Raw genomic sequence first — 488 nt, 5'->3', positions numbered from 1 at the left:
GCACCCCGCCGACAATCCATGCCACGTCGCGCGGCCGTCCCGACATGCACACCGACAACGCCACGCCTCCCACTCCGACCAGGAGGAACGTGAGCAGGGGCGGCAGCGCGTGCGCCTCGACGTGCGGCGGCAGCGGCCCGCCGAAGCCCCAGAGCGTCCCCGCCGCCGCGATGCCCACGCCCAGCATCAGGAAGCGCATCACGCCGTACATGAGGCGGGGCAGGCCCGCCTCCACCGACTCCAGGGCCAGCTCCAACGAGCCCAGCGTCACCACCATCGCGGGCACCAGCAGCGTCACCCCGCCGAACAGGGCCCGCACCACGCTGAAGCGCGGCAGGAGGAACGTGAACCCCAGGGCCACCAGCGTCCCCAGGAACGCCGCGACGAAGCTCTTCTGCAGGTCCAACCGCTGCGTGCGCAGCGTGCCGAAGTGGATGGCGCCCGCGATGAGGCCCACGAAGAAGGCCACGAGCATCTCCCGCCAGGCC

Annotated in this window: 1 protein-coding gene; it reads right to left on the bottom strand. The window is 72.1% G+C overall.

Annotated elements, in window-relative coordinates; all coding sequences use genetic code 11:
* Nucleotides 1–488, bottom strand: a 488-nt coding sequence (locus tag D7W79_RS42695; protein WP_147442390.1) for a threonine/serine exporter family protein, incomplete at both ends; no start/stop codon positions are given.

Origin of the sequence: Corallococcus exercitus (assembly GCF_003611585.1) — a bacterium.
In the GTDB taxonomy this organism is placed as follows: domain Bacteria; phylum Myxococcota; class Myxococcia; order Myxococcales; family Myxococcaceae; genus Corallococcus; species Corallococcus exercitus.
This window is presented reverse-complemented; position numbering and strand designations above follow the sequence as displayed.